This is a genomic window from Streptomyces sp. NPDC107654 (genome assembly GCF_055639035.1).
The window spans coordinates 240,572-266,424 of record NZ_JBVKBI010000009.1 but is presented as its reverse complement, the minus strand read 5'-3'; the positions used below and the strand labels follow the sequence as shown (position 1 = coordinate 266,424).

26 protein-coding genes and 1 pseudogene are annotated in these 25,853 nt (G+C 73.6%); 14 read left to right on the top strand and 13 right to left on the bottom strand.

The window, feature by feature from the left end:
• Nucleotides 1-87 precede the first annotated feature (87 nt).
• The 3 genes from ACZ7N4_RS18675 to ACZ7N4_RS18665 all read right to left on the bottom strand — a co-directional run bounded on the left by ACZ7N4_RS18675 (nucleotide 88) and on the right by ACZ7N4_RS18665 (nucleotide 3,465).
• Nucleotides 88-2,127, bottom strand: a complete 2,040-nt coding sequence (locus ACZ7N4_RS18675) for an NPCBM/NEW2 domain-containing protein (protein WP_471359398.1) — start codon at nucleotides 2,125-2,127, stop codon at nucleotides 88-90.
• Between the two features lie 162 nt (nucleotides 2,128-2,289).
• Nucleotides 2,290-3,033, bottom strand: coding sequence for a maleylpyruvate isomerase family mycothiol-dependent enzyme (locus ACZ7N4_RS18670; RefSeq protein ID WP_471359397.1), 744 nt, complete (start codon nucleotides 3,031-3,033; stop codon nucleotides 2,290-2,292).
• 60 nt (nucleotides 3,034-3,093) lie between these two features.
• Nucleotides 3,094-3,465 (bottom strand): hypothetical protein, encoded by a 372-nt coding sequence (locus ACZ7N4_RS18665; RefSeq protein WP_471359396.1) that lies wholly within the window; start codon nucleotides 3,463-3,465, stop codon nucleotides 3,094-3,096.
• Between the two features lie 199 nt (nucleotides 3,466-3,664).
• On the opposite strand from ACZ7N4_RS18665, the gene ACZ7N4_RS18660 reads away from it, so the two are divergent.
• Both ACZ7N4_RS18660 and ACZ7N4_RS18655 read left to right on the top strand, forming a co-directional pair.
• Nucleotides 3,665-3,856: a hypothetical protein gene (locus tag ACZ7N4_RS18660; protein ID WP_471359395.1), complete on the top strand. Its 192-nt coding sequence runs from the start codon at nucleotides 3,665-3,667 to the stop codon at nucleotides 3,854-3,856.
• 153 nt (nucleotides 3,857-4,009) lie between these two features.
• A complete protein-coding gene (locus ACZ7N4_RS18655) occupies nucleotides 4,010-5,053 on the top strand; it encodes an NUDIX hydrolase (RefSeq protein WP_471359394.1) in 1,044 nt (347 codons plus the stop codon).
• 191 nt (nucleotides 5,054-5,244) lie between these two features.
• Here the strand turns inward: ACZ7N4_RS18655 and ACZ7N4_RS18650 are convergent, their stop codons facing one another.
• Nucleotides 5,245-5,979, bottom strand: a complete 735-nt coding sequence (locus ACZ7N4_RS18650) for an MBL fold metallo-hydrolase (RefSeq protein WP_471359393.1) — start codon at nucleotides 5,977-5,979, stop codon at nucleotides 5,245-5,247.
• Nucleotides 5,980-6,041: 62 nt separating this feature from the next.
• A complete protein-coding gene (locus ACZ7N4_RS18645) occupies nucleotides 6,042-7,397 on the bottom strand; it encodes a M20/M25/M40 family metallo-hydrolase (protein WP_471359392.1) in 1,356 nt (451 codons plus the stop codon).
• Between the two features lie 156 nt (nucleotides 7,398-7,553).
• Here ACZ7N4_RS18645 and ACZ7N4_RS18640 point away from each other — a divergent pair, with 156 nt between their 5' ends.
• Nucleotides 7,554-8,795, top strand: a complete 1,242-nt coding sequence (locus ACZ7N4_RS18640; protein ID WP_471359391.1) for a geranylgeranyl reductase family protein — start codon at nucleotides 7,554-7,556, stop codon at nucleotides 8,793-8,795.
• Here ACZ7N4_RS18640 and ACZ7N4_RS18635 read toward each other — a convergent pair.
• Nucleotides 8,785-9,234, bottom strand: coding sequence for a nitroreductase family deazaflavin-dependent oxidoreductase (locus ACZ7N4_RS18635; protein ID WP_471359390.1), 450 nt, complete (start codon nucleotides 9,232-9,234; stop codon nucleotides 8,785-8,787). The genes ACZ7N4_RS18640 and ACZ7N4_RS18635 overlap by 11 nt on opposite strands.
• Before the next feature lie 145 nt (nucleotides 9,235-9,379).
• Between ACZ7N4_RS18635 and ACZ7N4_RS18630 the strand changes: the two genes are divergently transcribed.
• From ACZ7N4_RS18630 to ACZ7N4_RS18615, 4 genes and pseudogenes are all read left to right on the top strand, one after another.
• The gene (locus tag ACZ7N4_RS18630) at nucleotides 9,380-10,072 is read left to right on the top strand and encodes a TetR/AcrR family transcriptional regulator (protein WP_471359389.1); all 693 of its coding nucleotides are present in this window, start codon (nucleotides 9,380-9,382) and stop codon (nucleotides 10,070-10,072) included.
• Nucleotides 10,073-10,244: 172 nt separating this feature from the next.
• Nucleotides 10,245-10,679 carry a hypothetical protein gene (locus ACZ7N4_RS18625; protein ID WP_471359388.1) on the top strand — a complete coding sequence of 145 codons (435 nt, stop codon included), beginning with the start codon at nucleotides 10,245-10,247 and terminating at the stop codon, nucleotides 10,677-10,679.
• A 68-nt stretch (nucleotides 10,680-10,747) separates the two neighbouring features.
• Nucleotides 10,748-11,335 (top strand): annotated as a pseudogene (locus ACZ7N4_RS18620) (sensor histidine kinase); the annotation flags it as partial.
• On the top strand, nucleotides 11,332-11,997 hold the full coding sequence (locus ACZ7N4_RS18615) for a response regulator transcription factor (protein ID WP_471359387.1): 666 nt from the start codon (nucleotides 11,332-11,334) through the stop codon (nucleotides 11,995-11,997). The pseudogene ACZ7N4_RS18620 and the gene ACZ7N4_RS18615, both read left to right, overlap by 4 nt.
• On the opposite strand, the gene ACZ7N4_RS18610 is transcribed toward ACZ7N4_RS18615, so the two are convergent.
• Together ACZ7N4_RS18610 and ACZ7N4_RS18605 are read right to left on the bottom strand one after the other, a co-directional pair.
• Nucleotides 11,958-12,242 (bottom strand): DUF6332 family protein, encoded by a 285-nt coding sequence (locus tag ACZ7N4_RS18610; protein WP_471359386.1) that lies wholly within the window; start codon nucleotides 12,240-12,242, stop codon nucleotides 11,958-11,960. The two genes, ACZ7N4_RS18615 and ACZ7N4_RS18610, sit on opposite strands and share 40 nt — an antisense overlap.
• 140 nt (nucleotides 12,243-12,382) lie before the next feature.
• Nucleotides 12,383-13,873 (bottom strand): MFS transporter, encoded by a 1,491-nt coding sequence (locus ACZ7N4_RS18605; RefSeq protein ID WP_471359385.1) that lies wholly within the window; start codon nucleotides 13,871-13,873, stop codon nucleotides 12,383-12,385.
• Nucleotides 13,874-13,958: 85 nt separating this feature from the next.
• On the opposite strand from ACZ7N4_RS18605, the gene ACZ7N4_RS18600 reads away from it, so the two are divergent.
• Complete coding sequence (locus tag ACZ7N4_RS18600) at nucleotides 13,959-14,360, top strand: MarR family winged helix-turn-helix transcriptional regulator (protein WP_471359384.1); 402 nt, start codon at nucleotides 13,959-13,961, stop codon at nucleotides 14,358-14,360.
• Between the two features lie 7 nt (nucleotides 14,361-14,367).
• Here the strand turns inward: ACZ7N4_RS18600 and ACZ7N4_RS18595 are convergent, their stop codons facing one another.
• Nucleotides 14,368-15,108, bottom strand: coding sequence for a maleylpyruvate isomerase family mycothiol-dependent enzyme (locus ACZ7N4_RS18595; RefSeq protein WP_471359383.1), 741 nt, complete (start codon nucleotides 15,106-15,108; stop codon nucleotides 14,368-14,370).
• A 136-nt stretch (nucleotides 15,109-15,244) separates the two neighbouring features.
• Between ACZ7N4_RS18595 and ACZ7N4_RS18590 the strand changes: the two genes are divergently transcribed.
• Nucleotides 15,245-16,111 (top strand): AraC family transcriptional regulator, encoded by an 867-nt coding sequence (locus ACZ7N4_RS18590; protein WP_471359382.1) that lies wholly within the window; start codon nucleotides 15,245-15,247, stop codon nucleotides 16,109-16,111.
• A gap of 74 nt (nucleotides 16,112-16,185) precedes the next feature.
• On the opposite strand, the gene ACZ7N4_RS18585 is transcribed toward ACZ7N4_RS18590, so the two are convergent.
• Together ACZ7N4_RS18585 and ACZ7N4_RS18580 are read right to left on the bottom strand one after the other, a co-directional pair.
• Complete coding sequence (locus ACZ7N4_RS18585) at nucleotides 16,186-17,547, bottom strand: C1 family peptidase (protein ID WP_471359381.1); 1,362 nt, start codon at nucleotides 17,545-17,547, stop codon at nucleotides 16,186-16,188.
• A gap of 104 nt (nucleotides 17,548-17,651) precedes the next feature.
• Complete coding sequence (locus tag ACZ7N4_RS18580; RefSeq protein ID WP_471359380.1) at nucleotides 17,652-18,860, bottom strand: MFS transporter; 1,209 nt, start codon at nucleotides 18,858-18,860, stop codon at nucleotides 17,652-17,654.
• 430 nt (nucleotides 18,861-19,290) lie between these two features.
• Between ACZ7N4_RS18580 and ACZ7N4_RS18575 the strand changes: the two genes are divergently transcribed.
• Nucleotides 19,291-19,686 carry a luciferase domain-containing protein gene (locus ACZ7N4_RS18575; protein WP_471359379.1) on the top strand — a complete coding sequence of 132 codons (396 nt, stop codon included), beginning with the start codon at nucleotides 19,291-19,293 and terminating at the stop codon, nucleotides 19,684-19,686.
• A gap of 29 nt (nucleotides 19,687-19,715) precedes the next feature.
• Here the strand turns inward: ACZ7N4_RS18575 and ACZ7N4_RS18570 are convergent, their stop codons facing one another.
• Nucleotides 19,716-20,495, bottom strand: coding sequence for a DeoR/GlpR family DNA-binding transcription regulator (locus ACZ7N4_RS18570; protein WP_471359378.1), 780 nt, complete (start codon nucleotides 20,493-20,495; stop codon nucleotides 19,716-19,718).
• Nucleotides 20,496-20,719: 224 nt separating this feature from the next.
• Here ACZ7N4_RS18570 and ACZ7N4_RS18565 point away from each other — a divergent pair, with 224 nt between their 5' ends.
• Nucleotides 20,720-21,601, top strand: coding sequence for an SIS domain-containing protein (locus ACZ7N4_RS18565; protein ID WP_471359377.1), 882 nt, complete (start codon nucleotides 20,720-20,722; stop codon nucleotides 21,599-21,601).
• 100 nt (nucleotides 21,602-21,701) lie between these two features.
• Nucleotides 21,702-22,586: a class II fructose-bisphosphate aldolase gene (locus ACZ7N4_RS18560; protein ID WP_471359376.1), complete on the top strand. Its 885-nt coding sequence runs from the start codon at nucleotides 21,702-21,704 to the stop codon at nucleotides 22,584-22,586.
• Nucleotides 22,587-22,610: 24 nt separating this feature from the next.
• On the opposite strand, the gene ACZ7N4_RS18555 is transcribed toward ACZ7N4_RS18560, so the two are convergent.
• Entirely contained in the window at nucleotides 22,611-23,744 is a 1,134-nt protein-coding gene (locus ACZ7N4_RS18555; protein ID WP_471359375.1) for a methyltransferase, read from the bottom strand.
• Between the two features lie 67 nt (nucleotides 23,745-23,811).
• Here ACZ7N4_RS18555 and ACZ7N4_RS18550 point away from each other — a divergent pair, with 67 nt between their 5' ends.
• The gene (locus ACZ7N4_RS18550; RefSeq protein WP_471359374.1) at nucleotides 23,812-24,462 is read left to right on the top strand and encodes an alpha-ketoglutarate-dependent dioxygenase AlkB family protein; all 651 of its coding nucleotides are present in this window, start codon (nucleotides 23,812-23,814) and stop codon (nucleotides 24,460-24,462) included.
• Nucleotides 24,463-24,510: 48 nt separating this feature from the next.
• A complete protein-coding gene (locus ACZ7N4_RS18545) occupies nucleotides 24,511-25,758 on the top strand; it encodes an ROK family protein (RefSeq protein ID WP_471359373.1) in 1,248 nt (415 codons plus the stop codon).
• Nucleotides 25,759-25,853 lie beyond the last annotated feature (95 nt).

Below are 25,853 nucleotides of genomic sequence, written 5' to 3'. Positions count from 1 at the left end.
GTCGGGCGCACCGGGTCACCATCCCGCGCGGCGCGGGGGTGGCACGCCGGGAAACCGCACGCGGCGTGCCGGCCCTGCTCCCGGCGGTCAGCAGACCAGCCTGGCGTCCGCCCAGTCCGCGTGGTCGGAGTCGATGCCGTCCCCGCCGTCGGTGACGACGAGCCGGACCACCTGGGCGCCGCTGATGTCCGCGCTGAGCGGCTGGGCGGGCAACGCGTTGGTCAGGACGCCCGTGGCGGCGGCCCGGGTACCGTCCGCCCAGATCTCGAAGGCGACGGTGCCCTTGGTGCCCTTCTCGTCGTCCACGCCGACCTCGGCCGTGACCTTCTCGCAGGCCTCGCCGGTGTAGAAGGAGACGTCGCTGACGGCGTGGACGCCGAGGCCCTTGGCGTACACGGTCCCGCCGACGGTGAGCGGGGCGCCGTCGCCCGCCGCGCTCTCCCCGTTGCTGGTGTCGCGCTCCACGGGTCCCCAGCCGTTGGTCGCCGACAGCAGGGGCAGGTCGCCGAGGTACGACGTGCCCGCGGGCGGTGCCGTGACGACGGACGCGGTCAGCGGGACGCTGCCGGTGACCGCCGTGCCGGACGGCGAGCGGTACCTCGTGCGCAGCGTGAGGGCGTAGGAGCCGGTCGGGGTGCCGGCCGGGGCGGTCACCCGCCAGCCGGTGCGCAGGGTGCCGCCGGTGGCGAGGGCGGGCGTCGAACTCGCCGAGGTGGCCCGTACGGTCCAGCCGGCGGGGCCGGTCAGCGCCACGGACACCTGCCGCGCGGCCGTGCGGCCGAGGTCGGTGACGGTGCTGGTCAGCGTGGCCGGGGTGGCCGCCTCCAGCAACGGGCTGCCGTCCACACCCAGTTCGACGGCGGGCGGGTGGGTGGCCCAGCGCGGGTCGGCCGAGACGCGCAGCAGGACGGTGCCGTGGGCCGGGACGGTGGCGGCGATGATGCCCGCGGTGTTGTACGAGCGGTGCTGCCACAGGTCGCGCAGGGTGTAGCCGTCGGCGTCGGGCAGGCCGACGGCGCTCGCGCCGGTGGCGATCCGCTGGGCGGTGCCGGACTCGTTGAACAGGGCCACCGCGCGGCTGCCGTCCTTCATCTCCTTGGCGACGACCCAGCGCCCGCCCGCGGAGGAGACGACCGTGCCCTGTCGGCCGAGCGGATCCTGGTCGACGGCGACGACCTCCTTGTTGCCGAGGATGTCGTAGGTCGACTGGGAGGCCTTGCGCAGGTCGGTCCCGATGAGCAGCGGCGCGGCCATCACCGACCAGAGCGAGAAGTGCGAGCGGTACTCGGTGTCCGTCATGCCGCCGTTGCCGACCTCCAGCATGTCCGGGTCGTTCCAGTGGCCCGGTCCGGCGTACGGCGCGAGGGGGAGGTTCTGCTTGAGGATCGACAGCATCGAACCCCAGTTGTCGCTGATGTCCCCGGTGGTCCGCCACAGGTGGCCGACGTCCGAGGCCCACTGCCAGGGCTTGTTCTCGCCCCACTCGCAGATGCTGTAGACGATCGGCCGGCCGGTCGCCTTCAGCGCGTCCCGCATGGTTTGGTAGCGCTGCCGGGCGTCCACGCCCTGGTTGTTGCAGTTGTCGTACTTCAGGTAGTCGACGCCCCAGTCGGCGAACTGCCGGGCGTCGCTGTACTCGTGGCCGAGCGCGCCGGGGAAGCCCGCGCTGTTGCAGGTCCTGGTGCCGGCGCTGGTGTAGATGCCGAGCTTGAGACCCTTGGCGTGGACGTAGTCCGCGACCGCCTTGATCCCGTGCGGGAAGCGGGCCGGGTCGGGCACCAGCCTGCCGTTCGCGTCGCGGTCCGGCAGGGCCCAGCAGTCGTCCAGGTTGACGTACTGGTAGCCCGCGTCCTTCAGCCCCTTCCGGACGAAGAGGTCCGCGACGCCCTTGACCATGGACTCGTCGAACTCGGCGCGGCAGTGCGTGGAGTTCCAGTTGTTGAAGCCCATCGGCGGGGTGAGCGCGAGGCCGTCGGCGAGGGCGGGGGCGGCCGGTGCCGCGGGAGTGCGGGCGGGGGCTGCCAGGGCGGGGGTGCCGAGGCCCGCCGCGCACAGCAACCCCGCGGCGAGGGCTCCGGCCACTCTCCGGCGGGTGGTGCGGGTCGTGCGGGTGTGAGGGTGACGCATCGTTACGTTCCTCCGACTCGCGAAACCGGATGACGGCACGTACGACATGTACGTGTCATCGATGCGCGTTTACGGTAGGACGTGTCGGAGTCTGTTGGAAGAGGGCGGGAAAGGACGGCAGCCGAGGTGTGCGGGTCTGTTGGCTTCGGGTGCCGGACGGCGTCAGTGACTCCGTCCCGGCCCGGCCTCCACCGCGTCGGTGACCCGGCCCCAGCCCGGCAGCGGCGGCCGGGGCCAGGCGGGCGGGCGGGGCAGCGGCTCCGCCGGGCCGTCGACGACCAGACCCTCGGCGGACAGCCGGCCGGTGAGCCAGCCGAGCAGCCGGTGGCCCTCCCCGGTGACCGACGGGCCCTCCGCCGCGAGGGACCAGCGCCGGCCGAGGTCGTCGGCCGCCACGGAGACGAGCGGGAACCCCTGCGCGCGGAGCGTGCCGAGGGTGTCGTCCAGCGCCCAGCGGACGTACCGTTCCGGCCAGTTCGCGGTGCCGTACCCGAGATCCAGGTCCAGGTGGTGCGTCTCCAGCTCGCGCAGGCAGCGCAGCAGCAGGTACCAGGCCGGGTGGCGCCAGCCGGCCAGGGCCGGGACGAGCCGGTCCCAGGCCGGAGCGGGCGCCGTACGGGCCTCGGCCGTGAACCGGTCCAGAGCGTCCCGCAGCAGGGCGGCGAGCCGGCCGGCGGGCAGTGCGGCGTCCCGCTCGACCGCCGCGGCCGACGCCGCCGCGTCCGCGCGCGGCCCGGGCTCACGGCCGGTGCGCGCGAGCCGCAGCAGCCAGACGTAGGCGTCCACGCTGTGGCGGACGTGCGCGAGCACATGACCGCGGGTCCACGCCGCCAGGCCCGAGGGTGCCCGCAGCTGTCCCTCGGACAGTCCGGCCGCACTCCGCACCAGCCGCTCGGCCGACCGCACGACGTCCCCGACGTACTCGACGTACCCCCCGGGCCGCGTCGCCGGAGGCGGGGATACCGCTCACGCGTGCTCCTCGGCCGGCCGGAACGTGTGCACGACCTCGATGCGGCCGACGATGTGCGCGTTGAACTCGTCCAGTTCCTCGGCCGGTACCCACAGTTCCAGGATGGTCTCGCCGCCGGCCCGCCGGACCGGGTAGCGGGCGAGGAAGGCGCTGTCGACCTCGAAGCGGGTGACGAAACCGGCGCCGTCGTGCCGGACGTTCCAGTCCCGGGCGATGCGGACCGCGTAGTCCTCGTTCAGCACCGGATAGAAGATCGGCTGCTCCGGAAGCCGCGGCGGCCACGCCCGCCACCCCAGCTCGCGGACCAGTTCCAGCTCCACGGGGCCCGTCGGACGCCAGAGCGTGGTGGTGGGGCGGGGGCTGGTCATGGCCGTTGCCTTCCTGCGGTCACCTCGGACGGTCCCGGCGCCACCGGGCTTCCCGGAGACTATCCGCTGGTTGATCATGGGGGCCACGAGGTTTCACGCGTCCGCCGCGCGGCGGACGGTGGCGGCCGCGCCGACGGACGCGCGGACGGAACCGCCGTGCTCCGCGTGACTCCCGGCCGTCCGCGCAGTTGATCCGGGCATGAAGAAGCGCAGCATGCTCGCCATCGCCACCCTCGCCGCCGGATTCGTCGTGGCCGCCGTCACCCCCTCCCACGCGACGGAGGAGGGGCCGCTCGGCGGCCTCGACGTCTCGGACACCCTCACCGGGGCCGGCCACCTCGTCGCCCAGGACAGCCTGGACGTCGACCACCGGGCACTCGGGGACGACTGACCCGACGGCGTACGGCGTGCGTGCCGGTGCTCCCCGCCATCCGGGGCACCGGCACTCCCGTCTGCGCGCGGACAGGCGCCCTCAACGGGAGCGGGTTTCCGTGGCAGGGTGGAGCGGGCAAGCCTCAGGGGGCCAACAGAAGAGGGGGAGTCCGTGACCGTCGTCTGGATCAACGGCGCGTTCGGTGCGGGGAAGACCACCACGGCACGCGAACTGATCGAACTGATCCCGAACAGCGCGCTCTTCGACCCCGAGGTCATCGGCGGGGCGCTCACGCACCTGCTGCCGCCCAAGCACCTCGCCGAGGTCGGCGACTTCCAGGACCTGCAGATCTGGCGCCGGCTGGTGGTCGACACCGCCGCCGCGATGCTCGCCGAACTGGGCGGCACCCTCGTGGTGCCCATGACCCTGCTCCGCCAGGAGTACCGCGACGAGATCTTCGGCGCTCTCGCCGCCCGCCGGATCACCGTGCACCATCTGCTCCTCGCCCCGGCCGAAACGATCCTGCGCGAGCGGATAGCCGGGCGGGACGCCCCGCCCGACGCACCCGACGGCGAGATACGCACACGGCAGTGGTCGTACGACCACATCGAGCCCTACCGCGCCGCCCTCGCCTCCTGGCTCGCCGCCGACGCCCACCCCGTCGACACCAGCGCCCTCACCCCGTACGAGACCGCCGTCCGCATCGCCGAGGCCGTCGGCAGCGGGGCCGTACCCGCCTGCGACATCGTGCAGACCCCCGCGCCGACCGCCGAGACGCTCGCCGCCGGGGTGCTGCTCTTCGACGAACAGGACCGGGTGCTGCTGGTCGACCCCACCTACAAACCCGGCTGGGAGTTCCCCGGCGGTGTGGTGGAGCGGGGGGAGGCCCCGGCCCGCGCCGGGATGCGCGAGGTCGCCGAGGAGACCGGGATACGCCTCCAGGCGGTGCCCCGGCTGCTCGTCGTGGACTGGGAGCGGCCCGCCCCGCCCGGATTCGGCGGGCTGCGGCTGCTTTTCGACGGCGGCCGGCTGGAGCCCGGCGAGGCCTCCCGGGTGCTGCTGCCCGGCCCGGAACTGCGGGCCTGGCGGTTCGCCACCGAGGAGGAGGCCGCCGGGATGCTGCCACCGGTCCGCTACGAGCGTCTGCGCTGGGCCTTGCGGGCGCGGGAGCGGGGCAGTGCGCTCTATCTGGAGGCGGGGGTGCCGGTCGGCTGATGCGGTGCGGTGCTCGGGGAGCGGAGCATGGCGGTGGCGTCGGGCAGTGCCGGGTGGCCCGTGGTCGGGGCAGGTGGGTGTGCGGGGTGTTGCCGTCCGGTCTGCGGTGAGTGTCTGTGCTGGGCTTTGCGGGCGCGGGCGCGGGCGCGGGCGCGGGCGCTGGCGCCGGGGCAGGGGCGGGGTAGGGCGCTCTATGCGGAGGCGGGGGTGCCGGTCGGCTGATGCGGTGCCGTGCTCAGCGAGCGGAGCACGGCGGTGGCGTCGGAGAGTACCGGGTCGCCGTGGCCGAAGCAGGCGACCTCCGCTCCGAGTTCCGCCAACCGCCGTATGGAGGAGAGGAGCCGGGCGCGGTCCAGGTTCAGCACCCCCGGGACGGGCGTGCCGTCCTCCGGAGCCGCCGCCACCGTGTCGCCGGTGAAGAGCACGCCGTGCGCGGGCAGGAACACCGCGATGCTGCCGTCGGTGTGCCCGGGGATGTGCACCACGCGGGCGCCGCCGCCGAAGCCGAGCACGTCGCCGTCGGACAGCTCGGTGAGCGCGGGCGGCGGCAGCGGGGGGCCCGGGGGCAACTGGCGCAGAGCCGCCGCGTGCAGGGGCCGCTCCCACTCCTCCAACCGTGGCGGCGGACCCGGCCGCTCCCCGCGGACGAACGGGGCGTCCAGGCGGTGCGCCAGCACCTCCGCCCCGCTCAGCGCGGCGAACTCGCCCGCCCCGCCCACGTGGTCCTCGTGGAAGTGGGTGAGCACCACACGTCGCACGGCACGGGGTGTGTGCCCCAGCGCGGTGACCGCGTCGGCGATCGGCCGCCCCGCTCCGACGGGGCCGGCGTCGATCAGGGTCAGTTCCCTGTCGTCGCTCCAGAGGTAGGCCTGGCCGACGGGGAAGCGGAGCAGGTGCAGCCGGGGCAGCAGTTCGATGACGTCCATGCGCCGACGGTAGGGAGGGCCCCCGCCCCGGGGCGAGGGCACTCTGCCGTGGGCAGAAGGGCTCAGCCCGCCGCGTAATTGCGCAGGAACAGCGCCTCCGCGACCGACAGCCGCTCCAGCTCCTCCGGGGAGACGCTCTCGTTGACCGCGTGGATCTGCGCCTCCGGCTCGCTCAGCCCGATGAGCAGGATCTCCGCCTGCGGGTACAGGCCGGCGAGGGTGTTGCACAGCGGGATGGAGCCGCCCTGCCCGGCGTACTGCATGGTCTCGCCCGGGTACGCCACCGCCATCGCGTCGGCCATCGCCTGGTAGGCGGGGCTGGAGGTGTCGGCGCGGAACGCCTGGCCCTGTCCGATCTGCTCGACGCCGACCCGGGCGCCCCACGGGGTGTGCGCCTCGATGTGCGCCTGGAGCAGCTTGGTGGCCTCGGCGGCGTCCACGCCCGGCGGCACCCGCAGGCTGACCAGGGCGCGGGCGCTCGACTGCACGGACGGGGTGGCGCCGACGACCGGCGGGCAGTCGATGCCGAGGACGGTGACCGCCGGTCGGGCCCAGATGCGGTCGGCGACCGAGCCGCCGCCGACCAGACCGACCCCGTCCAGCACCCGGGCGTCCGCGCGGAACTGCTCCTCGGTGTACTCCAGGCCGTCCCACTCGGCCGTGGAGTCCAGGCCGTCGACCGTGGTCGAGCCGTCCTCGGCGCGCAGCGAGTCCAGCACCCGGATCAGCGCGGCCAGCGCGTCCGGGGCGGCACCGCCGAACTGGCCCGAGTGCAGGTTGCCGGCCAGGGTGTCGATCCGCACCCGGACCAGGGTCATGCCGCGCAGGGTGGTGGTCACCGTCGGCAGGCCGACCCGGAAGTTGCCCGCGTCGCCGATGACGATCGTGTCCGCCGCGAGCAGCTCGGGGTGCTGCTCGGCGTACCGCTCCAGGCCGCCCGTGCCCTGCTCCTCGGAGCCCTCCACGATCACCTTCACGCCGACCGGGACGCCGCCGTTCGCCTTGAGGGCGCGCAGCGCGAGCAGGTGCATGATGAAGCCGCCCTTGCAGTCGGCGGTCCCGCGGCCGTACCAGCGGCCGTCGCGCTCGGTCAGCTCGAACGGCGGGGTGGCCCAGCCGGCCTCGTCGAGCGGGGGCTGCACGTCGTAGTGGGCGTAGAGGAGGACCGTCTTCGCGCCCTCCGGGCCCGGCAGGTGGCCGTACACGGACCGCGTGCCGTCCGGGGTGTCCAGCAGTGCCACGTCCGTGAAGCCCTCGGCGCGCAGCGCGTCGGCTATCCAGGCCGCGGCGGCGTCGCTCTCGCTCTTCGGGAACTGCGTGAAGTCCGCCACCGACTTGAAGGCGACCAGTTCGGCCAGCTCCGCCTTCGCCCGGGGCAGCAGCGAGGCGACGGTCTCGGCGACCGGATTCGACGGCATGGGCACGCTCCTCGTGGGTGCGACGTTGTACGGGGTGAGTACACCGGTGTTGTCCGGGGTGAGGACACCGATCCTCCCACAGTGGCCTGCGCGGACGGCCGCCGTAGGATGCGACAGGACACTTGGCAGCGGCTTTGATCGGAGCGGTAGACCATCGTGAGCGGCGAGAACTCTTCGGCGGACGACGTGCAGCGGGTCTGGGACGTCGTCGTGGTGGGCGCGGGCCCCGCGGGCGCCTCGGCCGCCTACGCGGCGGCGGTCGCGGGACGGCGCGTGCTGGTGCTGGAGAAGGCCGAGCTGCCGCGCTACAAGACGTGCGGCGGCGGCATCATCGGTCCCTCCCGCGACGCCCTGCCGCCCGGCTTCGAGCTGCCCTTCCGGGACCGGGTGCACGCGGTCACCTTCTCGAACAACGGCCGCTTCACCCGCACCCGCCGCTCCAGGCAGACGCTCTTCGGGCTGATCAACCGCGCCGAGTTCGACCAGCAGCTGGTCGAGCACGCCCAGAAGGCGGGCGCCGAGCTGCGGACGGGCGTCACGGTGCAGCGCGTCGAGCAGCACGGCTCGGCGGTGCCCGACCGCCGCACGGTCGCCGTCGTCCTGCAGGGCGGGGAGACGGTGCTGGCCCGCGCGGTCGTCGGGGCCGACGGCAGCGCCAGCCGGATAGGGGCCCACGTCGGTGTGAAGCTCGACCAGGTGGACCTCGGCCTGGAGGCGGAGATCCCGGTGCCGGAGACGGTCGCCGAGGACTGGAAGGGGCGGGTCCAGATCGACTGGGGCCCGATGCCGGGCAGTTACGGCTGGGTCTTCCCGAAGGGCGACACACTGACCGTCGGCGTGATCTCCGCGCGCGGCGAAGGCGCCGCCACCAAGCGGTACTTGGAGGACTTCATCGCCCGCCTCGGCCTCGCCGGCTTCGAGCCCGCCCTCTCCTCCGGGCACCTGACCCGCTGCCGCGCCGAGGACTCCCCGCTCTCCCGGGGCCGGGTGCTGGTCTGCGGTGACGCGGCCGGTCTGCTGGAGCCGTGGACCCGCGAGGGCATCTCCTTCGCGCTGCGCTCGGGCCGGCTGGCGGGGGAGTGGGCGGTGCGCATCGCGGAGGCGCACGACGCCGTGGACGCCCGGCGCCAGGCCCTGAACTACGCGTTCGCGATCAAGGCCGGGCTCGGCGTCGAGATGGCCGTGGGCAAGCGGTTGCTGACGGTGTTCGAGAAGCGCCCCGGCCTCTTCCACGCGGCCCTCACCGGCTTCCGCCCGGCCTGGCGGGCCTTCCGGGACATCACCCGGGGCTCGACCTCGCTGGGCGAGATCGTCCGTTCCCACCCGCTCGCCCAGCGCGCCCTGACCGCTCTGGACCGGGGACAGGCCGCCCCTGCGGAGGAGCCCGTCAGTTCCTGACGGTGACGTGGAAGACCGGGTGGTCGGGGGCGATCCGGCGCAGCTCCGCCTCCGGGGAGTCGGGGCCGACGCCGTCGAAGAAGGCCCCGACCTCCGCCTTCCAGCGCTTGAGGTAGGCCCGCAGCAGCGGGACCTTGTCGTCGTCGGCGACCTCGGTGGCCGTGAAGACGTCCACGTTGTCGCCGAGGCGGAGTTCGCCGCCGCCGGCCGCGCGCACGTTGCGCGTCCACTGGACGTGACCGCGCGGGGCGACCAGGTAGTGCCGGCCGTCCACCGTCAGCAGGTTCACCGGCGTGGTGCGCCACTGCCCGCTCTTGCGGCCCCGGACCGCGAGGACACGGGAGCCCCAGACGCTGATACCGCGCCGGGTCAGCCAGGAGACGGCCCGGTTCATGACGTGGACCGTGAACCAGCCCGGCTTGATGACGTGCGTCGACATGGAGACCCCCACGATGTGAGAGAGCGGTGCTCTCGCTTGCCTCCAGTGTGGGGCAGGCGAGTGCTCCAAAGCAAGAGCAGTGCTCTCTTTTCGGTGCGGCGCTCACATTGGTGTGCACTGCTCTCCTCCGTGGCACACTGCTGGGATGAGCACCGCACAGGGCGCCCGAGCACGGGCCAGGCAGGAAGTCACCGCGGCCATCAAGGAGGCGGCGCGCAGTCAGCTGGCGGCGGAGGGGGCGGCGAAGCTGTCGCTGCGGGCGGTGGCGCGCGAACTGGGCATGGTCTCGTCGGCCCTGTACCGCTACTTCCCCAGCCGGGACGACCTGCTGACCGCCCTGATCATCGACGCCTACGACTCCCTCGGCGAGGCGGCCGAGCGGGCCCGCGACGCCGCGGCCGACGAGGCGCCGGCGGCCCGCTGGGTCGCGGTGTGCGAGGCGGTGCGGGGCTGGGCGCTCGGCCGTCCGCACGAGTACGCGCTCCTCTACGGCTCTCCCGTGCCCGGCTACTCCGCCCCCGAGACCACCGTGCCGCCCGCGGCCCGGGTCGGCATGGTCCTCATCGGCATCGTCCGGGACGCCCACCAGGGCCCGGGCCTCACCGCCCTCCCCCTGCCGGCCGGCCTGCGCCCCGAGGCCACCCGCATCGCCGCCGACCTCGCCCCCGACCTGCCGGCCGAGGCCGCTGCGGCCCTGGTGGCGGCCTGGGCCCAGCTCTTCGGGCTGGTCGGCTTCGAACTGTTCGGCCAGTTCAACCGGGTGGTGGAGGACCGCGAGACGTTCTTCCGGCACGCGGCGGGCCGCCTGGCGGAGGGGGTGGGGCTCGGACGGGGGTGAGCGGGACGGCGTACGCCTCCGCCCCTGCCCGCCCGGGCCCCGCCACCGCTCACCGGTTCCGTCGTGTTGCCCCCTTCAGGGTGGTTTGGCGGTGGATCTCCCCTGCGCGGGCCGCGGCTGTGGCTTAACTCGGCACGAGAGTGCTCTCTGAGCCGGTCACACAGGAGGTCCCATGCGTTCTCTGCTCGTCGCCGCGGCGGCGTTCGTTCTGATCACGGCAGGTACGACCGCCGGAGCCGCCGAGACGGCCCGCGCAGGCGCCGAGACGGCCCCCGCAGGCGCGGCCTGGAAGTGCGCGCGGGACGTGTGCCTCCGGGTGAGCGAGGCCCCCGAACACCGGGACGCGCACGGATGCAACCACAAGGTCTGCGTCAACGTGGTCGGGAACGCGTCCGGCTACACCACGAGCGGCTACTACAGCGGCTCCAACCGGTTCTACGGCCACATCAACGTGTGGGGCCCCGGCATGCGGGTGGAGGGCAAGGACAGCGCCTATCCCGGTGTCTCGGGGAAGGGCCGGGGGACCGGCCAGACCTGTGCGGAGGGCTGGGAACTGGACAACGGCAGGTACACCTCCGTCGGACTGCCCTGCGAGGACGTCAGCTGAGCGCCCCCGGGGACCCGGTGCCGGGCCGCGTACTCCCCCGGGAGTACGGGTGATCACCTCGCCCGGCTGACCTGCACGACGTCCTCGCGCACAGCATCTCCGTCATCAACGTGCAGGCGAGCATGGGCCTCGCGCTGCTCGACAGCGACCCGGAGCAGGCCCGGGCCGCGCTCACCACCATCAGGTCCGCCAGCAAGGAGGCGCTCGGCGAGGTGCGCCAGGTCCTCGGCGCCCTGCGCGCACCGGGCGCCGCACCCCGCGCCCCCGCGCCCGGCCTCGCCCGGCTTCCGGAGCTGGTGCAGCAGGCCGCGGCGGCCGGCCTCACCGTCGAGACCGAAGGCGAGCCGCCCCGGCTGCCGCCCGGTGCCGACCTGGCCGCCTTCCGCATCCTCCAGGAGGCCCTCACCAACGTCGTACGGCACTCCGGTTCGCGGCACGCGCGCGTGCGCTTCGGGTACGGCGACGGCGTGCTGCGGCTGCGGATCGACGACGACGGGCCGGCGACCGGTGCGGACGCGGGCGGCAGTGGGAACGGGCTGGCCGGCATGCGGGAGCGGGCCGCCGCGCTGGGTGGCACCATCGAGGCGGGCCCGCGCCCCGACGGCGGCTTCCGGGTGCTCGCCGTCCTGCCGTCGGACCTCGGGGAGGACCAGTGATCCGGGTACTGCTCGCCGACGACCAGTCACTGGTGCGCGCCGGTTTCAGGGCCCTGCTCGACGCCCAGCCGGACATCGAGGTGGCCGGCGAGGCCGCCGACGGCGAGGAGGCGCTGCGCCGGGTGCGGGAACTGCAACCGGACGTCGTCCTCATGGACATCCGCATGCCGCACCTGGACGGTCTCGCCGCGACCCGGCGCATCACCTCGGCGGCGGACCTCGCGGAGGTGAAGGTGGTCATGCTCACCACCTTCGAACTGGACGAGTACGTCTTCGAGGCGATCCGCGCGGGTGCCTCCGGCTTCCTCGTGAAGGACACCGAACCGGACGAACTCCTGCGCGCCGTACGGGCGGTGGTCGCCGGGGACGCACTGCTGTCACCGGGCGTGACCCGCCGGTTGATCGCCGAGTTCGCGGCCCGCTCCAAGGAACCCGCCACGGCGGACGCGCTCTCCCGGCTCACCGAACGGGAGCGGGAGGTGATGGCGCTGGTCGGCATCGGACTGTCCAACGAGGAGATCGCCCGCCGGCTGGTGGTCAGCCCGCTCACCGCCAAGACCCACGTGAGCCGGACCATGGTGAAGCTGGGCGCCCGGGACCGCGCCCAACTCGTCGTCCTCGCCTACGAGTCGGGGTTGGTGCGGCCCGGCTGGCTGGGCTGAGCCGTCTGCCGGAAACGGACCAGCACGCTGACCACCCGGGCCAGGAACACCACCGGCGCGAGGACCGTGCCGAACCGCAGCAGGACCTCGGACAGGAGATCGGGCAGGTCGAAGAGGAACGCGGGGCCGGCCACGGCCCCGAACAGCACCGCTGCCGCGAACCCCGCGCTGACCAGTGCGTAGCCGATCTCGACCGTCGCCGCGTCCTGCTCCGCCTTGGTCCGGCGGCCCCCGTATGCGTACATTCCGTCAGTTTCACAGACGTGCGCCCGGCGGGCAAGCAACTCCCGCCGGGCGCAGGCGTGGAGGCGGTTCCCCCTGGTCGCGGCGGCTCACCTCCGGGACGCCGCGGCCGGTGCCGGCGCGCCCTTCGGTTCGCTCGCCGTCAGTCGCGGACCGGTGCGCGGTCCGCGTCCGCCTCCTTCACGGTGGACCTGGCGACCACGACGGACCGGCCCGGCCGGGACCGGCGCAGGCCGGTGAGCGACAGCAGCAGCCCGGCCAGGGCGACGACCGTGATCACGGCCAGGCCGGGCCGGTAGCTGTCCAGGACGGCTTGCGGGGTGGCCTTCCCGGGAGCGTGCGCGGTCACCACCGCCGTCACGACGGCCAGGAAGAGCGCGCCGCCCAGCTGCACCGAGGTGTTCAGCAGACCGGAGACCATGCCCTGTTCGCGCTCGTCCACGCCGTTGGTGGCCTGGACGTTGAGGGAGGGGAAGGTCAGGGCGAAACCGGAGCCGACCAGCAGCATGGTCGGCAGGATCACGGCCGCGTAGGCCGGGTGCAGGTCGATGCGCAGGAACAGCACGTATCCCACCGCCAGCAGGACGAAGCCGAGCGCGATCAGCCGCGCGGTGCCGAACCGGTCGATGACGTCCCCGACCTTGGTCGCGGAGAGCGCCACCAGCGCGCCCGCCGGGAGGAACGCCAGCGCCGTGTGCAGGGCCGACCAGCCCAGCACCTGCTGCATGGAGAGCGTGACCAGGAACTGGAACCCCGTGTAGCTGCCGACGAACGTCAACGCGCCCAGCTGGGCCCGGACCTGCGGCCCGGAGCGCAGCACCCCGAGCCGGACCAGCGGGCTCGGGCTGCGCAGCTCGACGCGCACGAAGGCGACCAGCATGACGGCCACGGCGGCGAAGGACAGGAGTGTCCGGGCCGAGGCCCAGCCGGCCTCGGGTGCCTGGACGACGGTGAACACCAGCAGCAGCATGGAGACGGTGCCGAGGACGGCGCCCGGGACGTCGTAACCGCCGTGGTCGCGTTCGGGCTCGCCGCGCGGCAGCAGCTTCATGCCCACGAGCAGCGCGAGCAGGGCGACGGGGGCGGGCAGCAGCATGGTGAACCGCCAACCGGCCTCGGTGAGCAGGCCGGAGAAGACCAGGCCCATGGAGTATCCGGCGGCGGCGCAGGTGGTGTAGATCGACAGGGCCCGGTTGCGCAGCGGGCCCTCCGGGAACGTCGTGGTGATGATCGACAGACCCGCCGGTGCGGTGAAGGCGGCGCTGAGGCCCTTGACGAAACGGCTGGCGATCAGCAGCGGACCGGAGTCCACGAGCCCGCCGAGCAGCGAGGCCAGCGCGAAGACGCCGAGCGCCGCCAGGAACACCCGGCGCCGGCCGAGCAGGTCGGCGGTGCGGCCCCCGAGGAGGAGCAGGCCGCCGTACCCCAGGATGTAGCCGCTGACGACCCACTGCAGGGCCGACGTCGACATGCCGAGGTCGGCGCCGATGGACGGCAGTGCGACGCCGACCATCGACACGTCCAGCGCGTCCAGGAACATCGCGGCGCACAGCACCAGCAGGGTCCCCCACAGCCGGGCGGTCCAGCGGACCGCCGGGGAGGGGGCCGTGGCGGGGGTGAGCGGAGAGGTCATGCCGACGAGATTACATGCGCATGCATGAAATGCAAGCGCATTTAATGACGCTGCAATGAACTGGTTTCTCTGCTACGGTGCGGTCATGGCGGCGAAGAAGCAGCCCGAACAGGCACTCGCGGAACAGTGGCGGGACATCCTGGCCCTGCACGCCCGCACCCAGTGCGAACTCGACCGGGAGCTGCACGGGCACGGCCTGTGCGCGAGCGACTTCGAGGTCCTCGACCTGCTCGCCGAGGGCGCGGCGGCGGACGGCGGCTGCGCCTACCGGGTGCAGGAGATCTCCGACCGGGTCCATCTCAGCCAGAGCGCGCTGTCCCGGCTCGTCGGCCGGCTGGAGAAGGACGGCCTGGTCGAGCGGGCGATGTGCACGGAGGACCGGCGCGGGGTGCGGGTGGCGCTCACCGCGAAGGGACGCGCGCTGCACGGCGAGGTACGGCCGGTGCAGCGCGCGGTGCTGGCCCGGATGCTGTCCGAGACCGGCTGACCGGGCCTCAGATCCCGGAGCGCTCCCGCCACAGGGCGGCGAGCGCGGGATCGCCCGTCACCCGTGGCGGCGCCGTCCGGTTCCACAGCGCCAGGTACACCAGCTCGGCCGGACCGGACAGTTCGGCCTCGGCCGGCCCGTCCTCCGCCCGCACGGTCACCGGCGGCTCGGCCGTGATCCGTACGGTCCACACCGCGTCCGGGCCGGCGTCCACCGCGCGCACCCGCAGCACGCGCGGCTCCTCGCTGCGCAGCCGGCTCCGGGAGCGGGCGTGGAAGCCGCGCAGCAGTTCGTCGATGCCGTCGACCGCGAAGTCCCGCGCGATCGGGGACGGCGTACCGCCGCGTGCCGCCTCGGCGTCGTAGCGGTGCACGGTCGTCTCGTGGGCCTGCCGCCGGGTCCAGAACGCGAGCGGCGAGGGGTTCGGCGCGGGGTGGAAGGTCCAGCACTCCACGTCGGCGGGTGCGGCGGCCAGCGTGTCCACGAGCAGCCGGTGGCTGTCCCGGTACCAGTCCACCAGCTCGGCGCCGTCCAGCTCCGGCGGGTCACCGAGGGGCCGGGGTGCGGTGTGTCCGCCGGCGACGAGCGCGGTGGCCCACCGGTGCACCGTGCCGGTGTGCCGGACCAGGTCCCGCACCTGCCACTCCGGGCACGTCGGCACCTTGGCGTCCGTACCCGCCATACCGGCCGCGGCCGCCAGCAACCGGCCCTCGCGGTCCAGGATCTCAAGGAACTCGGCAGTCTCCATGGGGTGAGTGTGCCGGATGGAGCGCGCTTCCGCCCGCGTGGTTTTCCGGACCCGACCCGATCGGGCACAGGATGTCGGGTCGGGCTGGGGGCCCGCTCCCTAGCGTGGTGATCACGAAAGAGGAAGGGGACCGGGAGTGCTGGAGCGTCTCAACCAGATGCTGGAACACATCGAGCACCGTCTCGACCAGGAGATCGACGCGGCCGAACTGGCGCGCGTCGCGGCCACCTCGGAGTACCACCTGCGCCGGATGTTCTCCGCGCTCGCGGGGATGCCGCTGTCGGAGTACATACGACGACGCCGGCTCACGGTCGCGGGTGCCCAGGTGCTCGCGGGGCGTGAGTCGCTCCTGGAGATCGCGGTGCGCCACGGCTACGGCTCGGGCGAGGCGTTCGCCCGGGCGTTCCGCGCCGTGCACGGGGTCGGGCCGGGCGAGGCCCGGCGCACCGGTGCCGCGCTCGTCTCCCAGGCCCGGTTGTCCTTCCGCCTCACCGTCGAAGGGAGCAGCAGCATGCGCTATCGCGTCGTGGACAGGCCGGACTTCAACGTCGTCGGCCTCAAGGCCCGGGTACCCCTGGTGCACACGGGGCCGAACCAGGCGATCATCGACTTCGTCAGCGGGATCGACCCGGAGGTCCTGCGGGGCCTGGAGGAGCTGGCGGACCAGGAGCCGCAGGGGATCGTCGCGGTCTGCGACGACCTGGACCCGAGCCGCGCCGAGGGCACCGAACTCGACTACTACCAGGCGGTGGTCACCTCGGCGCCCGCCCCCGACGGCACCGCGGTCCTCCCGGTCACGGCCGGCACCTGGGCGGTCTTCGCCACGTCCGGGCCGGTTCCGCAGGCCATCCAGGAGCTGTGGCGGGACGTGTTCACGGAGTGGTTCCCGGCCAACCCGTACCGCAGCCGCCCCGGCCCCGAGATCCTGCGCACCCGCCTGTCGCAGGACAGGACCGAGGCCGACGCCGAGCTGTGGCTTCCGGTGGAGCGGGAACAGGGCTGACACCCGGAAACCCGGGAGTGCCCCGGGGTGGGGCGTCCTCGTCGATCCGCGGGACCCCGGCCCCGCGGGCCTGCTCAGTGCGCGAGGGCGCCCATCGGGTCCCAGGCGGGAAGGACGATCGGCGGTCCGTCGAGGGCGGCAGCCGGCTCGGGCGGCAGTGCGGAGCGCCGCACCGCGATCTCGAAGACGTGTTCATCGAACCACGAGTCGTTCATGGTCCAGAAGCCCTTGTCGGCCTTGTCCTCACCCCAGCTGTTCTCCACCCGCCACCGGCGCGGGCTCCCGTCCACCACGTCGACGCCGGTGAACAGCATCGCGTGGGTCATCTGCGTGTCGTGGTGGAGCAGCCGGTCGGCCTTGTCGAGGGTGAACGGGGCGTCGTAGACGGCCGCGTAGTCGTAGAGCGCGGCGTCCCAGACCCCGGCGTCCGCGCGCATCATCTTGGCCACGTCGCAGCCGAACCACACCGGCTCACCGCCGACGACCGCCTCCATGGCCAGCCGCTTCAGCAGCTCCATCGGCGCGTTGAGATAGACCACCGGCGGAGCGTCCACGACGTTGCCCAGGTACTCGACGGTGAAGGTACGACCCATGGGGCTGGACTCCCGGGGGTCGTGCACGAGGCAGACGTACTCCTCCAGAGGGAGCTGCACATAGGAGGCGGCGAACTCCGCCGGGGTGAGCCAGCCGTCGCGGTGGAACTCCCGGTTCTGGTCCTCCCACTGCCACAGGAACCGCTGCGGAGGGGTGCCGAGGTGGATGCTGAGCACCCGGTGGACGGCGGCCAGCACCTCCCGCTTCTGCCCCCGCTGCGCCGCAGCCCCTTCGGGAGCCAGCCGGCGCAGGTCGCGGGCGCCCTGGCGGAGCAGGGTCTTCAGGGCGCGGTTCATCGCCCGGGTCGAGGAGGAGCTGTCGGTCTCCGGCATGGCCGACTTCGGGACCAGACCGTGCTTGGCGACCAGGGCCACGAACATGTTCCACTGGCCGCCGTCACCGATCGGATCCGCCAGCAGGTGTGCCACCGTGCGGTCGTCCACGTCCCGGTCCGAGGTCTCGAGGATCGCTTCGAGGAAGTGGTTGGCCCGCTCGAACTTGTCCCACCACAGGAGGTGGTTCTGCGAGAACTCGAAGTCCTTCACGCCCAGCTTCCGGGCCGCCCCGACGCGGAGCAGGTTGAGCCCGGCGAACATCCAGCAACGCCCGCTCTGCCGCTGGTTGGTGACCTTCCAGTCGTCGAGGTGGTGGGAGACCGAGCGGTCGATGCCGGTGAGCACCCGCCGGTCCAGCGCCACGTCGTCCACGGGCGTCTGGGTGACCGCGTTCTGCATCAGCCGGTTCGCCGGCCGGGCGGCGAACTCCTTCTCGAACCACTCGATCCGGTCGGGCGTCAGGCTTCGCTCCATGGCCTGGCGCGAGTCCTCGTCTCCGAAGGTCACAGCGGTCCGCCTCCCGTTCCCAGGGTTTCCAAAGCAGCGCGCCCTCACCGTCGCACGGCCGTTCACTGCAGTCAACGGAGCGTCGTGGCCGAACGGTTGGCGGGTCAGCGGCCCAGCGCCCGTCGCGTCGTCACCCCGATGACGGCGGCCACGGCGGCGAGCGCGGCCACGCTGGTGAGGGCGGCGGGCAGGGAGAACCAGTCGGCCATGAACCCGATGGCGGGCGGCCCCAGGAGCATGCCGCCGTAGCCCAGGGTGGACGCGACGGCGACACCGGACGGGCCGGCCAGCGCACCCGCCCGTTCCACGGCGACCGGGAAGAGGTTGGCGAGTCCGAGCCCGGTGACCGCGAATCCGGCCAGCGCCGCCCCCACGGAGGGCGCGAGCGAGCCGAGCAGCATGCCGGCCGCGGCGACGGTGCCGCCGGCGATCACGGTACGGGCCCGGCCCAGGCGGCCCAGCAGCGCCGACCCGGTCAGCCGGCCGACGGTCATGGCGAGTGCGAAACACGCGTATCCTGCGGCCGCGGTGCCGGCGGAGGCCGCGAGGTCCTGCTGGAGGTGGAGCGCGCCCCAGTCGGCCATCGCGCCCTCTCCGTAGGCCGTGCACAGTGCGACGAGTCCGAGCACGACGACCAGCCCGCGTCCGCCCGGCCTCCCTGCCGTCCCGACGCCCGGCTCCGCCCCCGGCGCGGGCGCCCGCTCCGGCGGTACCGGCGGTTCGTGGCGCAGCAGGGTCCGTCCGGCGACGGCGGTGACGAGCAGTCCGATCACGGACAGCCCCAGCAGATGGCGGGCGGGGGAGAGGACGCCGGCGACCAGCCCGCCGAGCCCCGCGCCGACCATGCCGCCCAGACTGAACGCCGCGTGGAAACTCGGCATGACCGGCTTGCGCAGCGCGGCGACCAGGTCGACGGCGGCACTGTTGAAGGCGACGTTGACCCCGCCGTAGGCCGCGCCGAACAACAGCAGCACGGCGCCCAGCACCGGTGCCGAGCGGGTCAGCGGAGGCAGCGCGACACTGAGCGCGAGCACGACCATGCAGACCACGGTCACCGGATGACTGCCGTAGCGCCGGCACAGCCGGCCGGTCAGCGTCATGGTGAGCACGGCCCCCGCGGACACCCCGAGCAACGCGAGTCCGAGGGCCCCGGCGGAGGCGTGCGTCTGGTGCTTGATGTCGGGGATGCGCACGACCCATCCCGCGAACAGGAAACCGTCCAGCGCGAAGAAGGCGGTGATCGCGACCCGCAGCGTTGCGAGGTTCCGACCCGGCACGACACTGTGCGAACGGGTTTTGTTTATTTGCGGCACAAAACCAGGGTAGGGGGCGGCGGGGAGGCCTGCAAGGGGGCCGGGCTGCGATCGGCCGGCTCCAAGCGAGGCGGTGATGGTGACGAGGCGGTGACCGGGTGAGGCGGTGACCGGGTGCGGAGTGGGACGTCGGCTCGGTCGAAGTGACGCGTTGGCCTGGCGGAAGTGGGGGTTGGCCGGAGGGAAGTGGAGCGTTGGGGCGGGCCGAAGCGAGGCGTGGGCCGGCCGAAGCGGCGCGTTGAGGGGCTGAAGCGGCGTGTTGAGGGGCCGGAGTGGCGCGTTGCGGGAGGTGGGGCGGGCGGGCCGGCCTCGAGGGGGCTTGTTCGATGGGGGGAGCTGTGTGCGGATTCCTGAACGCGCTGTGGATACAGGTCGGTTAATGCTCGCTCACGAGCTGGTTGCGGGCGGGTGAGCGCGCCATGATGGGCCCATGACGTTGGCCTCGCGCGCGCTCGCGCAACTGGCGACCTGGCCGGACCTGAGACGGGCCGTCCCGAGCTGCGGTCTCGGACGGGCGGTGAGTTCGGCCCAGGGAGAGGTCGTCCACTTCCACTCCGAGCGTGATGTCGATCTCCGGCTCACCAACCGGGCCATCCGGCGGTTCGCCAAGGATCTCCGGGACGCGGGCGCGATCAGGATCGTGCCCGGTTCGCAGTGGGTGACCCTGCGCCTGGACGCCGCGAGCGACGTCGACCTGCTGCTGACGCTGGTGAGCGTGGCGCTCCAGGCGCCGCAGACGTGGCCGGACCCGGCCGACCGGCCGGTGACGGGCTGCAACGACCAGCGGGGCGCGGGGTTCGTGAAGGCCGACCTCGGCGGTATCTGAGCCGGGCGGCAGCGGGGACCACCGTCTGCTCACACCGCCAGCACCCGCACGCCCGCCTCCTCGAACCGCCGTACCGTCTCCTCGGCCACCGCCGTGTCCGTCACCAGCGTGTCCACCAGCTCGGCCCCGCAGATCCGGGCGAACGCGCGCCGGCCCAGCTTGCTGGAGTCGGCGGCCACCACGACCCGCTCGGCCCGCTCGCACAGCAACCGGTTGATCGCGGCCTCCGCCTCGTCGTGCGCCGCCGCCCCGTGCGTGACGTCGAAGCCGACGACGCCCAGCACCGCCACGTCGAGCGTGATCTGGCTCAGCACACCGTCCGCGAGCGGGCCGATCAGCTCGTACGACTGCGCACGCGCCACCCCGCCCGTCACCACGATCTTGAACTGGGGGCGGACGGCGAGCTCGTTGGCGATGTTGAGGGCGTTGGTGACGACGGTCAGGGCCGGTGCGCCGGAGGCGAGGTCACCGCGGACCGCCAGGGCACGGGCCACCTCCGTCGTGGTCGTACCGCCGGTCAGTCCCACCGCCTCGCCCGGCGCGACCAGTTCGGCCACCGCCTTGGCGATGCGCTGCTTCTCCGAGGCGCGCCGGGCCGTCTTGTAGCGCAGCGGGAGTTCGTAGGACACGCCGTGCACCACCGCGCCGCCCCGGGTGCGGACCAGCATCTGCTGCTCGGCGAGCCGGTCGAAGTCGCGGCGGATCGTGGCCGCCGAGACCGCCAGCTCGGCCGCCGCCTCCTCGACCTCCAGCCGGCCCCGTTCCACGAGCAGTTCCAGCAGCGCCTTCCAGCGGGCGTCCCGGGACATCCGCCGCCTCCGTTCCCCGATCGTTCCGCGGCCCGTCCGCGATCCCTCCGCGGTCGTTCCGTGGTCGTTCCGCGAGCGAGCCGCGCTCGTCCGTGCTCGATTCTCCGACCGTCCTCGGTCTCCCGGCGACCTTAGCGCACCCGCTGAAGCCGTCCGCATGCTTGATAGTGCTCGAAAGCTGGCTATATCTTGCAGGAACAATCAGCCAGGGGAGGGTGTGGGCCATGACCCATGTCGAGAACGAGCTGAACAGTCAGCCCGAGTGCTGGATACGGGCGGCCGAGCAGGCCGGGCGGCACCGCGGCGCGCTGCCGGAGCCGGGGGAGCGGGTCGCCGTCGTGGGGTGCGGGACCTCGTACTTCATGGCCCAGGCGGTGGCCGCGCTGCGTGAGGGCGCCGGGCAGGGCGAGACCGACGCGTTCGCCGCCTCCGAGTTCCCGCACGGCCGCTCGTACGACCGGGTCCTCGCCCTCACCCGCTCCGGCACCACCACCGAAGTGCTGGAACTGCTGGGCGCGTTGGCCGGGCGCACGCGCACCACCGCCGTCACCGCCGACCCGGACACCCCGGTCGCGTCCGCCGCCGACGACCTCGTCGTCCTCGACTTCGCCGACGAACGCTCCGTCGTCCAGACCCGGTTCGCGACCACCGCCTTCACCCTCCTGAGGGCCCACCTCGGTTTGCACACCGACGCCGTCGTCACCGACGCGCGCACCGCCCTCGCCACCCCCCTGCCCGAAGGGTTCGTGCACTGCACGCAGTTCACCTTTCTCGGCCGCGACTGGACCGTCGGTCTCGCGAGCGAGGCCGGACTGAAGATGCGCGAGGCCTCCCTCTCCTGGACCGAGGCCTACCCGGCGATGGAGTACCGGCACGGCCCGATCAGCGTCACCACCGAGGGCACCGCCACCTGGATGCTCGGCAGGGCACCCGGTGGACTCGCCGAACAGGTCCGCTCCACCGGAGCGTTGTGGATCGAGGGCGGCCTCGACCCGCTCGCCGAACTCGTCCGGGTCCAGCGGCTCGCGGTCGCCGTCGCCGCCGCCCGGGGACTCGACCCCGACCGGCCGCGGCACCTCACCCGCTCGGTGATCCTCGCCTCCTGAAACCGACCCTCGTCCCTCCCCGGAAGTTCCCCGGAAGTCCCACTGGAAGTCCCGTAAAACCCCCTGGAATCCACCGGACCCGTCCCGGAAGGACACCCACGTGCCCCTCGCGTCCACCGGCGAGCTGGTCACCCGGGCCGCCGCCGCCCGCTCCGCCGTCGCCGCGTTCAACGTCATCACCCTGGAACACATCGAGGCCGTCATCGCCGGCGCCGAGGCCGCCGGTTCCCCCGTCGTCCTCCAGGTCAGCGAGAACGCCGTCAGGTTCCGCTACGGACGGTTGCTCCCGCTGGCCCGTGCCGCCGTCGCCGCCGCCGAAGGGGCCGCCGTCCCCGTCGCGTTGCACCTGGACCACGTGCAGAGCGACGACCTGCTGCGCCAGGCACCCGGCGCCGGGTTCAGCTCGGTGATGTACGACGCGGCCCGCCTGCCGTACACCGACAACCTCGCCTCGACCCGGGCCGCGGCCGACTGGGCGCACGCCCAAGGGCTCTGGATAGAGGCGGAGTTGGGACAGATCGGCGGCAAGGGCGGACCGGGCGGGTGGGGGACGTCCGCCGAGCCCGCGTTGGACGCGCACGCGCCCGGCGCCCGCACCGATCCCGGCCGGGCGCGGGACTTCGTGGCCGGCACCGACGTCGACGCCCTGGCCGTCGCCATCGGCAGCGTGCACGCCATGACCACCCGCACCGCCGTCCTCGACCTCGCCCTGCTGAAGCGGCTGTCCACGGCGCTGACCGTGCCGCTCGTCCTGCACGGCTCCTCCGGGGTGCCGGACGACGGACTGCTCGCGGCCGTCGGCGGCGGCATCGCCAAGGTCAACGTCGGGACCGCCCTGAACAGCGCCATGACCGGGGCGATCCGCGCCTACCTCGCGGCCCACCCGGAGGCCGTCGACTCCCGGAAGTACCTGAGCGTGGGCCGGGAGGCGATGGCCCGGGAGGTACGCCGGATCATCGGGGTCCTGTCCCGCGCACCCGCCTGACCGTCCGACCGCGCGGCCCGGGGCTCAGCCCCTCTTGACCGCCTTCAGCACCACGAACTTCGGGTCACTGGCGACCAGTTCACTGTTGCCGAACAACCGCCTCAGCTTCACGTGGTACCCCAGGTGCCGGTTCCCGATCACCCACAGCTCACCCCCCGGCCGCAGCGCGCGCAACGCCCCCGTGAACATCCGCCACGCCGTCGCGTCCGTGGTCGCCTGGTGGGAGTGGAACGGCGGGTTGTTCAGCACCAGGTCCACACTGCCCGGCGCCACCCCGGCCAGCCCGTCCCCGACCCGGAACTCGGCATGCCCCGGCACGCCGTTCGCCTTGTACGTCGCCTCCGCCGAGGCCACCGCCTGGAACGACTCGTCCACGAACAACACCTCGGCCGCCGGATCGGCCAGCGCCACCGCCGTACCGACCACGCCGTTGCCGCAGCCGAGGTCCACCACGCGCCCGGCGCCCGGCCCCGGCAGGTGCCGGAGGAAGAAACGGGTGCCGATGTCCAGCCGGTCGGCGCAGAACACGCCCGCGTGGTTGAACACCGTCCGCCCCGACACCGCGCCGACGCCCTCCGGCAGGGCGTAGCTGTACGGCCACGGGTTCACCGGCCGCTCCAGCGCCGGGTCCGGGGTGCAGAAGATCAGCCGGGCCTTCTGCCGGGCCGGCGAGGTCCGGGTCGGCCCGAGGATCCGCTCGAACAGCCGGAGCGTCGAGGTGTGGATCTCCTTCACCATCCCGGTGCCGACCACGACCGTGCCCGCGTGCACCGCCGGCGCCAGCCGCAGCAGCTGGTCCTCCAGCAGCGCCAGGCTCTTCGGCACCCGCACCAGCAGCACGTCCACCCGCTCCGGTGGCGCGTCACGCGTGGTGAGCAGCCGCACCGCACCCGGCTCCACGCCGGCCCGCGCCAGGTTCGCCCGGGTCGCCTCCTGGCCGAGGAAGGAGTCGGTGATCTGCGTCGGACGGTGCTCCGCCAGCGCCGTCACCAGCGCGCCCCAGCGGTCCCCGAGCACCACGACCGTGCCCGTGAGCGGCACCTTCTCCTCGGCGAGATGGCGCAGCAGATACGCGTCGGAGGCGTCCCAGGCGCGCAGCCGGTCGCGGGGGTCGTCGGGGAAACGGGTCAGCTCGACCTCGCCCCACGGTGTCGTCATACGGTCGCTCATCGTGCGTCCAGGCTATCGGAACCGCAGATCAGAGCCGGTGGGGCAGGATGGGGGCATGGAGGAGGAGCTGTTCCCCCGAGAGCGCACGGAAGTCGCTCCGGGCGCCGTGCACGTCGTGGACTGGCTGGACGCCGGGCGGCAGCGCGCCCTGCTCACCGCCTGCCGGGACTGGGCCAGGCCCCCCGCCGGGCTGCGCACGGTCCGCACCCCGGGCGGCGGCACCATGACCGCCCGCCAGGTCTGCCTCGGCTGGCACTGGCACCCCTACGCCTACGCCCGCACCGCCGTCGACGGCGACGGCAGCCCGGTCAAGCCCTTCCCGGACTGGCTCGGCGCGCTGGGCCGCCGAGCGGTGGCCGACGCGCTCGGCCCGGACTCCGTACCGGCCGCGCCGTACGACATCGCGCTGATCAACTTCTACGACGGCGACGCCCGCATGGGCATGCACCGCGACGCCGACGAGAAGACGGACGCGCCCGTGGTCTCGCTGAGCCTCGGCGACAGCTGCGTGTTCCGCTTCGGCAACACCGAGACGCGCACGAAGCCGTACACCGACGTCGAGCTGCGCAGCGGGGACCTGTTCGTCTTCGGCGGCCCGTCCAGGCTCGCCTACCACGGCGTGCCCCGCGTCCGCCCGGGCACGGCCCCGGCCTGGCTGGGTCTCGTCGGCCGGCTGAACATCACCCTTCGGGTGAGCGGCCTGTAGCCGGCGGTGCAGGCCACTCCGGGTACGGATCATGGGAGACTCGCCCTCATGAGCGGCAAGGCGGATCCCCGGACAGCGGGGGAGAGGACCACCTCACGGGCGCGGCTGGACCGGGGGCGCGGGGCGCTGGGGCCCGCGCTGGAGCTGGTGCACACCGGGCGGGCGCCGACCCGCGCCGTGCTCACCGCCGAACTCGGCGTCACCCGGGCCACGGCCGGCGCGGTGGCCGCCGAGCTGGAGGCGCTGGGCCTGATCCGGGTGGACGCCCGGCCCGGCTCGGCGGCCGGTTCCCAGGGACGGCCGTCCCACCGGCTGGAGGTGGCCGAGGACGGTCCCGTCGTCCTCGCCGCGCAGATCCACGCCGACGGTTTCCGGGCCGCGCTGGTCGGCCTCGGCGGACGGATCGTGGCGACCGCACCCGGCTGCGAGACCGTCGACGCCGACCCGGCGAAGGTGCTCGGCTCCGTGGTCGAGGCGGGCGCGGAGCTGCTGCGCACCACCGGCCGGCACTGCGTCGGCGCCGGACTCGCCGTACCGTCCGCCGTCGCCGAACCCGCCGGCCTGGCCCTCAACCCGCTGCACCTGGCCTGGCCCGTCGGCGCCCCCGTCCGGGAGACCTTCGCCGAGCGCGTGCACGCGGCCGGCATCACCGGGCCGGCCTTCGCCGGCAACGACGTCAACCTCGCCGCGCTCGCCGAACACCGGCACGGCGCCGGCCGGGGCGCACGCGACCTGCTGTGCGTGGCCACCGGGCACCGGGGGGTCGGCGGCGCGCTCGTCCTGGACGGCCGTCTGCACACCGGCAGTTCGGGTCTCGCGCTGGAGGTCGGCCACCTCACCGTCAACCCGGAGGGCCGCCCCTGCCACTGCGGCAGCCGCGGCTGCCTGGACGTCGAGGCGGACCCGCTGGCGCTGCTGGTCGAGGCGGGCCGGGAGCCCGGCCCGGAGATGTCGCTGCTCCAGCAGGCCAACGACCTGCTGCGCACCCGGTACGACGACCCGGACGTCCGCACGGCCGCGGAGGCCCTCATCGACCGCCTCGGCCTGGGCCTCGCCGGCCTGGTCAACATCCTGAACCCCGACCGCATCATCCTCGGCGGACTGCACCGCACCCTGCTGGACGCCGACCCGGGCCGGCTGCGCGCGGTGGTCGCCGACCGCAGCCTGTGGGGCCAGAGCGGCGGCGTGCCCATCCTGCCGTGCACCCTGGACCACAACAGCCTGGTCGGCGCGGCCGAACTGGCCTGGCAGCCGGTCCTGGACGACCCGCTGGGCGCACTGGCCGGGGCAGCCTAGCCGGACCCCGGACCCCGGGTTCCGGACCCTGGGTTCCGGTCCGACGGTACGACGGTCAGCCGGATCACCGGTCGGAGCGGTCCACCCCGTCCCGG

Coding starts and splice junctions, on each gene's coding strand:
- ACZ7N4_RS18675 (WP_471359398.1), bottom strand. CDS start 2,127: ATGCGTCACCCTCACACCCGCACGACCCGCACCACCCGCCGGAGAGTG.
- ACZ7N4_RS18665 (WP_471359396.1), bottom strand. CDS start 3,465: ATGACCAGCCCCCGCCCCACCACCACGCTCTGGCGTCCGACGGGCCCC.
- ACZ7N4_RS18660 (WP_471359395.1), top strand. CDS start 3,665: ATGAAGAAGCGCAGCATGCTCGCCATCGCCACCCTCGCCGCCGGATTC.
- ACZ7N4_RS18650 (WP_471359393.1), bottom strand. CDS start 5,979: ATGGACGTCATCGAACTGCTGCCCCGGCTGCACCTGCTCCGCTTCCCC.
- ACZ7N4_RS18645 (WP_471359392.1), bottom strand. CDS start 7,397: ATGCCGTCGAATCCGGTCGCCGAGACCGTCGCCTCGCTGCTGCCCCGG.
- ACZ7N4_RS18635 (WP_471359390.1), bottom strand. CDS start 9,234: ATGTCGACGCACGTCATCAAGCCGGGCTGGTTCACGGTCCACGTCATG.
- ACZ7N4_RS18630 (WP_471359389.1), top strand. CDS start 9,380: ATGAGCACCGCACAGGGCGCCCGAGCACGGGCCAGGCAGGAAGTCACC.
- ACZ7N4_RS18625 (WP_471359388.1), top strand. CDS start 10,245: ATGCGTTCTCTGCTCGTCGCCGCGGCGGCGTTCGTTCTGATCACGGCA.
- ACZ7N4_RS18610 (WP_471359386.1), bottom strand. CDS start 12,242: ATGTACGCATACGGGGGCCGCCGGACCAAGGCGGAGCAGGACGCGGCG.
- ACZ7N4_RS18605 (WP_471359385.1), bottom strand. CDS start 13,873: ATGACCTCTCCGCTCACCCCCGCCACGGCCCCCTCCCCGGCGGTCCGC.
- ACZ7N4_RS18600 (WP_471359384.1), top strand. CDS start 13,959: ATGGCGGCGAAGAAGCAGCCCGAACAGGCACTCGCGGAACAGTGGCGG.
- ACZ7N4_RS18595 (WP_471359383.1), bottom strand. CDS start 15,108: ATGGAGACTGCCGAGTTCCTTGAGATCCTGGACCGCGAGGGCCGGTTG.
- ACZ7N4_RS18575 (WP_471359379.1), top strand. CDS start 19,291: ATGACGTTGGCCTCGCGCGCGCTCGCGCAACTGGCGACCTGGCCGGAC.
- ACZ7N4_RS18570 (WP_471359378.1), bottom strand. CDS start 20,495: ATGTCCCGGGACGCCCGCTGGAAGGCGCTGCTGGAACTGCTCGTGGAA.
- ACZ7N4_RS18565 (WP_471359377.1), top strand. CDS start 20,720: ATGACCCATGTCGAGAACGAGCTGAACAGTCAGCCCGAGTGCTGGATA.
- ACZ7N4_RS18555 (WP_471359375.1), bottom strand. CDS start 23,744: ATGACGACACCGTGGGGCGAGGTCGAGCTGACCCGTTTCCCCGACGAC.
- ACZ7N4_RS18550 (WP_471359374.1), top strand. CDS start 23,812: ATGGAGGAGGAGCTGTTCCCCCGAGAGCGCACGGAAGTCGCTCCGGGC.
- ACZ7N4_RS18545 (WP_471359373.1), top strand. CDS start 24,511: ATGAGCGGCAAGGCGGATCCCCGGACAGCGGGGGAGAGGACCACCTCA.